The sequence below is a fragment of the Rhodococcus sp. CX genome (assembly GCF_015865005.1).
GTDB lineage: Bacteria > Actinomycetota > Actinomycetes > Mycobacteriales > Mycobacteriaceae > Rhodococcus.
The window spans coordinates 24,580-33,063 of the sequence record NZ_JADZGH010000078.1; the positions used below are offsets into that span (position 1 = coordinate 24,580).

Annotated in this window: 10 protein-coding genes; 7 read left to right on the forward strand and 3 right to left on the reverse strand. The window is 67.2% G+C overall.

Annotated elements, in window-relative coordinates; translation table 11 throughout:
* Positions 1-69 precede the first annotated feature (69 nt).
* On the reverse strand, positions 70-1,401 hold the full coding sequence (locus tag I0Q12_RS08750; protein ID WP_197251552.1) for a YhgE/Pip domain-containing protein: 1,332 nt from the start codon (positions 1,399-1,401) through the stop codon (positions 70-72).
* Between the two features lie 163 nt (positions 1,402-1,564).
* Here I0Q12_RS08750 and I0Q12_RS08755 point away from each other — a divergent pair, with 163 nt between their 5' ends.
* The 7 genes from I0Q12_RS08755 to I0Q12_RS08785 all read left to right on the forward strand — a co-directional run bounded on the left by I0Q12_RS08755 (position 1,565) and on the right by I0Q12_RS08785 (position 6,565).
* Positions 1,565-2,215 carry a DUF4178 domain-containing protein gene (locus I0Q12_RS08755; RefSeq protein ID WP_231610309.1) on the forward strand — a complete coding sequence of 217 codons (651 nt, stop codon included), beginning with the start codon at positions 1,565-1,567 and terminating at the stop codon, positions 2,213-2,215.
* On the forward strand, positions 2,212-2,718 hold the full coding sequence (locus tag I0Q12_RS08760; RefSeq protein ID WP_197251554.1) for a DUF2617 family protein: 507 nt from the start codon (positions 2,212-2,214) through the stop codon (positions 2,716-2,718). The genes I0Q12_RS08755 and I0Q12_RS08760 overlap by 4 nt, the downstream gene beginning before the upstream one ends.
* On the forward strand, positions 2,706-3,116 hold the full coding sequence (locus I0Q12_RS08765) for a DUF4247 domain-containing protein (protein WP_374068655.1): 411 nt from the start codon (positions 2,706-2,708) through the stop codon (positions 3,114-3,116). The genes I0Q12_RS08760 and I0Q12_RS08765 overlap by 13 nt, the downstream gene beginning before the upstream one ends.
* Positions 3,117-3,145: 29 nt before the next feature.
* Entirely contained in the window at positions 3,146-3,616 is a 471-nt protein-coding gene (locus I0Q12_RS08770) for a DUF350 domain-containing protein (RefSeq protein ID WP_197251565.1), read from the forward strand.
* Complete coding sequence (locus tag I0Q12_RS08775) at positions 3,607-5,175, forward strand: polyamine aminopropyltransferase (protein WP_374068658.1); 1,569 nt, start codon at positions 3,607-3,609, stop codon at positions 5,173-5,175. Before I0Q12_RS08770 ends, I0Q12_RS08775 begins: the two co-directional genes overlap by 10 nt.
* A 68-nt stretch (positions 5,176-5,243) precedes the next feature.
* Entirely contained in the window at positions 5,244-5,609 is a 366-nt protein-coding gene (locus tag I0Q12_RS08780) for a PadR family transcriptional regulator (RefSeq protein ID WP_197251556.1), read from the forward strand.
* Complete coding sequence (locus I0Q12_RS08785; RefSeq protein ID WP_197251557.1) at positions 5,606-6,565, forward strand: permease prefix domain 1-containing protein; 960 nt, start codon at positions 5,606-5,608, stop codon at positions 6,563-6,565. Before I0Q12_RS08780 ends, I0Q12_RS08785 begins: the two co-directional genes overlap by 4 nt.
* A 96-nt stretch (positions 6,566-6,661) precedes the next feature.
* Here I0Q12_RS08785 and I0Q12_RS08790 read toward each other — a convergent pair whose 3' ends face one another.
* Entirely contained in the window at positions 6,662-8,011 is a 1,350-nt protein-coding gene (locus tag I0Q12_RS08790) for an MFS transporter (RefSeq protein ID WP_197251558.1), read from the reverse strand.
* Positions 8,012-8,049: 38 nt separating this feature from the next.
* A partial coding sequence (locus tag I0Q12_RS08795) for a flavin reductase family protein (protein ID WP_197251559.1) occupies positions 8,050-8,484 on the reverse strand: 435 nt, incomplete at its 5' end.

The window sequence follows — 8,484 nt, forward strand, 5'->3', positions numbered from 1 at the left end:
AGCGACCCGCAGATGCAGGAGCGGTTCCGCCGGGAGCGATGACCCGCTCCTGCACCGTGCGGGGAGCGGTCACCCGCCGATAGGGGCCGACACCTCCGGGACATCGTGGCGACGGTGGAACCCGCGCTTGTCGTAGATCATCGTGATCACCGCGCCGAGCACCAGTCCGATCGCCAGGCCCAGCAGCGTCATCCACACGCCGTGCGCCAGCCCGGCGGCACCGCGGCCGTCGAAGTACAGGATCGCGCGGGTCGCGATGTACATCTGGTGCATCGGCTCGAACGTCGAGAGCCAATCGAACAGCGGCGGCATCGCCTCGAGGGGCACCGTGCCGCCGGACGACGGCAGGCCGAGCACGATGAACAGCAGCAGGTTCACGAGCAGACCGGCCTGACCGAAGATCGACACCACGGCCAGTGCGGTCACCCCGACGGCGGTGATCGCGAGGGTGCCGTACTCCCACATCAGCAGTGCGCGCGGGAACGGCATACCGAGCGCGGTGCCGATCCACAGATACAGGGCCGAGACGATCATCGCGACGACGAACATGATTCCCCACTTGATGAGCAGCACCCGCATCCGGGACAGGTGGGTCGTCTCGCGGGCGATGAACCGCGGGCCGTACTCGGCGGGCTGGAAGCCGAGCGCCTGGTCGACCATCGTGTTGACGATCATGCCGCCGGTGAAACCGGCGAGGATCAGCAGCAGCGTGTAGTAGAACGCGGACAGGCCGGCGCCGGTGTTGTCGGGCAGCGGCTTGTGCGGGACGGTGAGCACATTGATGGGGTCGGCCAGCGTGATCCGGCTGCCGCCGGACAGTTGCAGGTCCGGTGCCGAGGTCGCGAGGGTGTCCTCGACCGTGCGGGTGAGCTGTTCGCCGATCGTGGCGTTCACCGTGGCCATGGCCTGGTTGGCGATGGTCTGCGTGATGTTCGTGCCGAACGTGCCGGTACGCGGGTTGGTGTAGACCGTGATGATCGGTTTCTCGATGTCGCCGGGCACGACGCTGGCCTGCGCGAGGATCGAGGTGCGCTTGGTGAAGTCGCTGGGGATGACGATCGCGCCGTACAGCGTGCCGTTGTCGAGCCCGGAGTTCATCGCCGAGATACCCATCGGCTGCATGTCGATGCGCTCGGGGTCGATGCCGTCGAGGATCCCGGCGGTGATCTCGTCACCGAGGTTCCGGCGGGCGTCCGATCCTGGCATCACGTCGCCGACGTCCTGATTGACGATCGCCATCGGGAATTTCCGCAGGTGATCGGCGGGGCTGATCATGCTGCCGAGGTACAGATAGGCGAGCGCCGCCATCAAGGCGGCCACCACGACAATCGGTCCGACCCAGAAGCGCGGACCGCGCAGGGTGTCGTGATGCGGATCGACGATGTTCTCGGTGGAACTCATTCCGGCCTTCCGGGGGATGGCGGCGAACAGCGTGTGGCGAGGTCCTTCGTCCACGTGTACCGGGCCGATGGTCCGGCCCATAGATTGTGCACACCCACCCCCTCGAAACCGACCTCCGGCGAACCCCTGGTGTCGAGAACCACGGCGTAACCCATGACGCGAGATGCCTCACTCCACCCCGGTAGGGTCGGCCCGGACATACATCCGAGGGGGATTTTCAGCTGTGACCGAGATATTGATCGCTGTTCTGATCGCGGTCGTCGTGGTGGCGACGCTCGTCGTCGTGGTCCGGACGCGCAAGAAGGCGCCGGCCACACGGGTCGATCCGCTCGCCGACTACCCGGAGGTGTGGGACCCCTACACCATCGGGGTGGGCGACATCATCACCTACGCGGGCATCGACCACGTCGTGCGCGGCACGATCACCCTCGACGAGGAGGGATACCGCTGGCACGAACACCTGCTCGACGGCTCGACCGGCCGTCGCTGGCTGACCGTCGAGAACGACGAGGGTGAACTCGAGATGACACTGTGGATGCGTCGCGAGGGCACCGGTCTGGAACCGGGTGGCGATGTGATCCTGGACGACCGCGTGTACCGGCAGATCGAACGCGGCACCGCGCGGTTCACCGCGGAGGGCACGACCGGCACCGCGCCGACGGGCACCGTCGACTACGCCGACTATGCGACCGCCGACCGCACCGGTCTGCTCTCGTTCGAACGGTGGGCGCGCACCGCGTCGTGGGAGGTGTCCACCGGGCGCGCCGTCACACGCAGCGAGCTCACCGTCATCCACGCCGGTCCCGCGCAATGAGTGTGCATCTGCTCGACGTCGAGTCCCGGGACGTCTCGGCGGGGCAACTGGGTCTCGTCGTCGATGCCCCGGCGCCGCGTCCGCTCGTGGAGTTGAATCTGACCGATCCTGCAGCGGGGGAGCTGACCCTCGGGGTGCTCGGCGCCTCGCACGTCGTCACCGCGACCGCGCGCGGCCACACCCTCACCGAGCAGGTGTCGTGCGACGCGATCGCAGCGGGTGGCCGGCCGTTGCCCGACGTCGAACACCGGCAGGGCTACCGGTTCACCAGCCACATCGAGACGGTCTCCCGACGGGCGCTCGGCCGCCGCGCCGAGATGCTGCGCACCGGGGCCGCCGGACGGTCCGGCTGGCTGTGCGCCGAGTTCCCCGGCGACCGCGACGCACTCACCGTCCTGACCGCCGCCGCTACCGGAGGCCACTGGCATTGGCGCACCTGGCATCTGTATCCCTACCGGGACGAGTCGGTGATCGTCGAGACCGAGAGCGTGTGGCAGCCGTGAAACGCATGTTCGCCCTGATCGTGCTCGGCGCGATGGCACTGGCAGTCGCCGGTTGTGGTGCGCCGGTCCGGGACTGGCTCGCGGACACCTACGAACTGCGCGACAGGAACGGAGACGTCGCCACCTACTACAGCCCGGATCCTGTGGGCATCACGGTGGCGAACATCGTCGACGAGATGGAACCGGCGGCACGCAGCGCGGACGGTGGTCGCGAGTACCTGCGGTACGACGACGACATCGTCACCGTCGGCGCGGCCCCCGGCGGCGGCAGCACCATCACCGTCGAAGACCTCGGCGGCCGCTACAGCAGTGGCGGATACGCCTATCTCGGACCGGGATTCACGCCGGGATCACCCGCAGCCGGGAACACCTCGGGCGGATCGGGAGACGCAAAATGACCGCGAACACCTATTCGGGAGTACAGAACATGACCGTCACCTGGTTGGCTGCGGACATCGAGATCGGCACCGTCGACCCGGTCCTGCTGGTCGGCGGCGTCCTCGCGACACTCGCCTACTTCGTCGTCGGAATCGGTGTCCTGGCAGCAGGATTCGCCGTGCTCGACGCACTGACCCCCGGTAATCTGCGTCACCAGGTGTACGTGGACCGAAACCCGAACGCGGCGTTGCTGCTCGGTGCCAACCATCTCGCGCTCGCCATCATCGTGGTCACCGCGATCCTCACCAGCTCGGACGGATTCGCGCAGGGCCTGGTGGATTCGGCCGTCTACGGACTCGTCGGAATCGTGCTGCAGGCGGTGGCGCTGGTGATCATGAATCGGGCGCTGCCCGGGCGTCTCGTGTCGTTGGTCGGTGAACCCCACATGAGTGGGGCGGCATGGGCCGTCGCGGTCACGCTCGTCTCCGTCGGCCTGGTCAACGCCGCCGCATTGTCGTGACGATTCTCGATCCGGAACCGATCACCGCGGCGCGGCCCCTCGGTCGCCGGGCGCGGGTGGTGCTGCTCGCCGCGGTGGCGGCGTGCGCGGCGTGCGGTCTGGTGTACGAACTGGCGCTGCTCACCCTGTCGGTGAGCCTGACCGGCGGCGGCATCACCGAAACATCGTTGATCGTAGCCGGTTTCGTCGCGGCCCTCGGTGCCGGAGCGCTGCTCGCCAAGCCGCTGCTGCCGTACGCGGGGCAGGCGTTCGTCGGTGTCGAGGTGGTGCTCGGGCTCGTCGGTGGGCTCAGCGCGGCGGTGCTGTACGTCGCGTTCACGTTCGTCGGCTCGTCGACGTGGGTGCTCGTCGTCGCGACCGCGGCGATCGGCATGCTCGTCGGCGCCGAGGTGCCGCTGCTGATGACGTTGCTGCAGACCGGCCGGGACTCCGACGCCCGCGAAACCGGGAAGGTGCTGGCGAATCTCAACGCCGCCGACTATGCGGGCGCGTTGCTGGGTGGGCTGGTGTGGCCGCTGATTCTGCTGCCGATGGCCGGGCTGATCCGCGGTGCGGCGCTGACCGGGATGGTGAACCTGGGTGCCGCGGCGGTCGCGGCACTGTTCCTGTTGCGCGGGCAGTTGCGGCCGGCCGCACGGATACTGGCGGTCGCCGCGTTGCTGCTCGCGGCCGCCGTGCTGGGGTGGCTGCTGGTGCGCGCCGCCGATATCGAGACGACGTCGCGGCAGCGGTTGTACCCCGATCCGGTGGTGTTCGCGCAGCGTTCGCAATACCAGGAGATCGTCGTCACCGATCGTGCCGGCGACGTGCGGTTGTACCTCGACGGGGACCTGCAGTTCTCGAGCCGCGACGAACACCGCTACACCGAGGCGCTGGTGTACCCGGCGCTGGCGCGCAACCCCGAGCGGGTGCTGATCCTCGGCGGTGGTGACGGTCTCGCGGCACGAGAGGTGTTGCGCCACGACACCGTTCGCGAGATCGTGCAGATCGAACTGGACCCCGCGGTCATTGATCTGGCGAACACCCGCCTGCGGGATCTCAATGCGGCTGCGCTGCAGGATGATCGGCTCACCCTCGTGATCGACGACGCGTTCCGGTGGCTGCGCGAACGCAGCGGCGGCGGGTTCGACGCGGTGATCGTGGACCTGCCCGACCCGGACACCCCGGCGCTGGGTCGGCTCTACTCCACGGAGTTCTACGGACTGGCCGCTGCGGCCCTGAATCCGAACGGCCTGCTCGTCGTGCAGTCGGGCAGTCCGTATTCGACGCCGGATGCGTTCTGGCGGACGGTGGCCAGCGTCGAAGCGGCGGGCCTGGGGGTCACGCCCTATCACGTGTACGTGCCGAGTTTCGGGGACTGGGGATTCACCCTGGCGCAGGTGGGCACCGCACCGGAACTCGCGTTGTCGCCGACGGCCGCGCCGCGGCGCTTCCTCGATCCCGCGACCCTCGCGGCGGCGGCGGTGTTCCCGCTGGACCGCGAACGGCGCTCCCTCGAACCCTCGACATTGGACCGCCCGCGCATCGTCGACGACATGCGGCGCGGCTACGAACGCTGAGTCACCTGCAGGACCCGAGCCACCTGCGTCCGTTGCAATAGTGTGTGACACACACTATCGTGTTGGCCATGCTCGATCCCGAGGTCGTCGCCGTACACGGACAGGAAGTGCGCCGCGGATCCGTCGTGGTCGCCAGCTTGTTGATGTTGCGCACGCCCGGGTACGGCTACGGACTGCTCGAAGCGCTGGCCGATGCGGGTTTCGCCGTCGAGGCGAACACGCTGTATCCGCTGCTCCGGCGGCTCGAGAAGCAAGGGCTGCTCGTCAGCGAGTGGAACACCGACGAATCGCGACCGCGCAAGTTCTATCGAACGTCCGCCGCGGGCGAGGAACTCGCGACGGAGTTGCTGCGGGAATGGACGGCACTCGGTCGCAGTCTCGAAGCGCTCGATCGCGGGACCGTCCCACCCACCACCGAAGGAGGCGCACCATGACTCTCACCGATCGCTACGTCGCCGCGACCTTGCGCAGTATCCCGGTGGACAAGCGCGACGACATCGACCGCGAACTGCGTGCGTCGATCACCGACGCCGTCGACGCGCGGGTCGAGTCCGGTTCCGACCCGGCCGAAGCCGAAGAACGCGTGCTCACCGAACTCGGTGACCCGGCCCGTCTCGCCGCCGAATACTCGGAGCGGCCGCTCTACCTCATCGGGCCGGAACTGTATCTGGACTGGCGACGGCTGCTGTCGGTGCTCCTGTGGATCGCGCCGATCCCCGGCGTCGTCGTGCTGGTGCTGGATGTCCTCGACGGAGCCTCGGCGATCTCGGCACTCGGGTCCGGAATCTGGACGGCGGGGACGGTCGCGCTGCACATCGCCTTCTGGACGACCGTCGTCTTCGCCGTGCTCGAACGCACCGGCGCTTCGGTCGCGAATCCGACGGGCGTGTGGACCGTCGATCGGCTTCCGCAGGTGGACGATTCTCGACGAGTGCCGTTGTCCGACACCGTGTTCACGGTTGCGATCTACGTGTTCCTGTTCGTGTTCCTGATCCTCCAGCGAACCTATTCCGGATTCCGATCCGACGACGGATCGGCAATCGCGATTCTCGACCCCGATCTCTGGTCGTTCTGGATCCCGGCGTTGCTCGTCCTGCTGGTGCTCAGCGCCGTCTTCGAAGTCGTCCTCTACGCCATCGGCGGATGGACGATTTCCATGGCGGTGATCAACACGGTCCTCAGCCTGCTGTTCACGTTGCCGGTCATTTGGCTCGCCGCGAGCGACGAACTGTTCAACCCCGACTATCTCGTCGCCGCGTTCGGCGAAGCGACGGACTCGGCCAGCGCCGCTTCGACGGCGGTGATCGTCGTGGTCGCTCTCGTCGCGGTGTGGGACATCGGCGAAGGGTGGGTGAAGGCGCTGCGGGACAGGGGGACTCACGCCTGTTAGTACCCGACCGCGAATGTGAAACTGCTCCCCGGAGACCGGAACCGAATTTCTCGGCCCGGCCTTCGGGAAGCAGTTCGCCGGAGGAATTTCGAAAGGTCACGCGACTTCGTCGAGATCCACGCCCTTCGTTTCTCGGCTCAGGGTGAGGGCGATCACCGTGATCGCCATCGTGATCACCAGGTAGCCGACAACCGTGCCGACACCGAAGTTCTCGATCAGCCAGACCGCGATGAACGGCGCCGGGGCACCGGCGATGATCGACGAGCCCTGGAAGACCAGTGACGATCCGGCGTAGCGGTAGCGCGTCGGGAACAGTTCGGTGATCCACGCGGCCTCCGGTCCGGCGAGCATGCCGTGGAAGAGCGCACCCACGCACACACCGATCCACAGCATCGGCAAACTCTCGAGCTGGACCAGCCAGAAGAACACCGGAGCCCATACGACGAGGACGATCGCCGGCACGAGCATCGCGGTCTTGCGACCCACCCGATCGGACCATGCACCGCCGCCGATCATGCCGACGAACTGGAACAGCGAGGCGAACGTCACCGCCATGATGATGTCGCCGCGGTGGAAGTCGAAGTACGTGGTGGCGTACGCGATGACGAAGACCGTGTAGACATAGAACGCGATGTTCTCGCCGAGGCGCATGCCCAGACCGGTGAGGACGGCACGCGGACGCGACAACGCCTCGAGGATCGAGGACCGCTCCTGCGCAGCCGGGGCCTTCGCGGCCTGTTCCTGTGCGGCCTTGAATACGGGCGACTCTTCGACGCCGCGGCGCACCCAGAAGCCGATGATCAGCAGCGGGATCGCGAAGAGGAAGGCGACGCGCCAGCCCCACTGGTCGAATGCTTGGTCCGAGAGGAAGAAGCCGATCGTCGATACCACGATGGTCGCGAGGACGGTGCCCATCGGAGCACCTGCCTGTGGCCATGAGGCCCAGAAGCCGCGCTTCTTCGGCTCGCCGTATTCGCTGACCAGCAGCACTGCGGCACCGAACTCGCCGCCGAGCGCGAAGCCCTGGATCATGCGCAGCACGACCAGCAGGACCGTTGCCCAGATGCCGATTCGGTCGTAGGTGGGAAGCAGACCGATCGCCGCGGTCGCGGTGCCCAGCATGAGGAACGTGGCAACCAGCATCGGCTTGCGGCCGAACTTGTCACCGAGGTGTCCGAAGACGATGCCGCCCAACGGGCGGGCGACGAAGCCGAGACCCTGCGTGGCCAGCGCCAGCAGCAGCTTGGCGACGCCGCTGTCCCCGGGAAAGAAGAGCGGACCGAGGACGGTCGCGGCGAGGATGCCGTAGATCGCGAAGTCGTACCACTCGAGCACGGCACCGGCCATGCTGCCGGTGAGGACGCGCTTGAAGCTGGATCTGGGTGGCTGGTCGGTGACGATCGAGCCCGGCGGTACGTCGGTCCTGGTGACAGTCGGTGATCCCATGACGGATCCTTTCGAGGTTGGAGATTCGGGAAGGGTGGTCAGAGCGCGAGGGTGATCTTCTTGCCGCACGCGCGCGAGCAGCACGTCATCATCGACTTGTTCTGAGCTCGTTCGGTTTTGGTGAGAACCAAGTCGCGATGATCGATTTCGCCGTCGAGGACGGTGGCTTCGCACGATCCACACAATCCTTCTTCGCAGTCGCTCTGGATGTCGATGTTCGACGCGCGCAGGGCGTCGAGCACCGTCTGGTCGGGCGCCACCTGGATGGTCAGACCGGAGTCGCGCAGTTCGACCTCGAACGGGTGCTCGTCGGCCGGGTCGAGCGTGGCGAGGTTCGACGTGAAGTGTTCGATGTGCAGCGAGTCGTCGGGCCAGTGCGACGTCGCGTCCTCGAGGGCGGTGAGCAAGCGCTTCGGGCCGCACGAGTAGATCTGAGTGTCCTCGACCGGCGTCGCGAGCAGGGCTCGGATGTC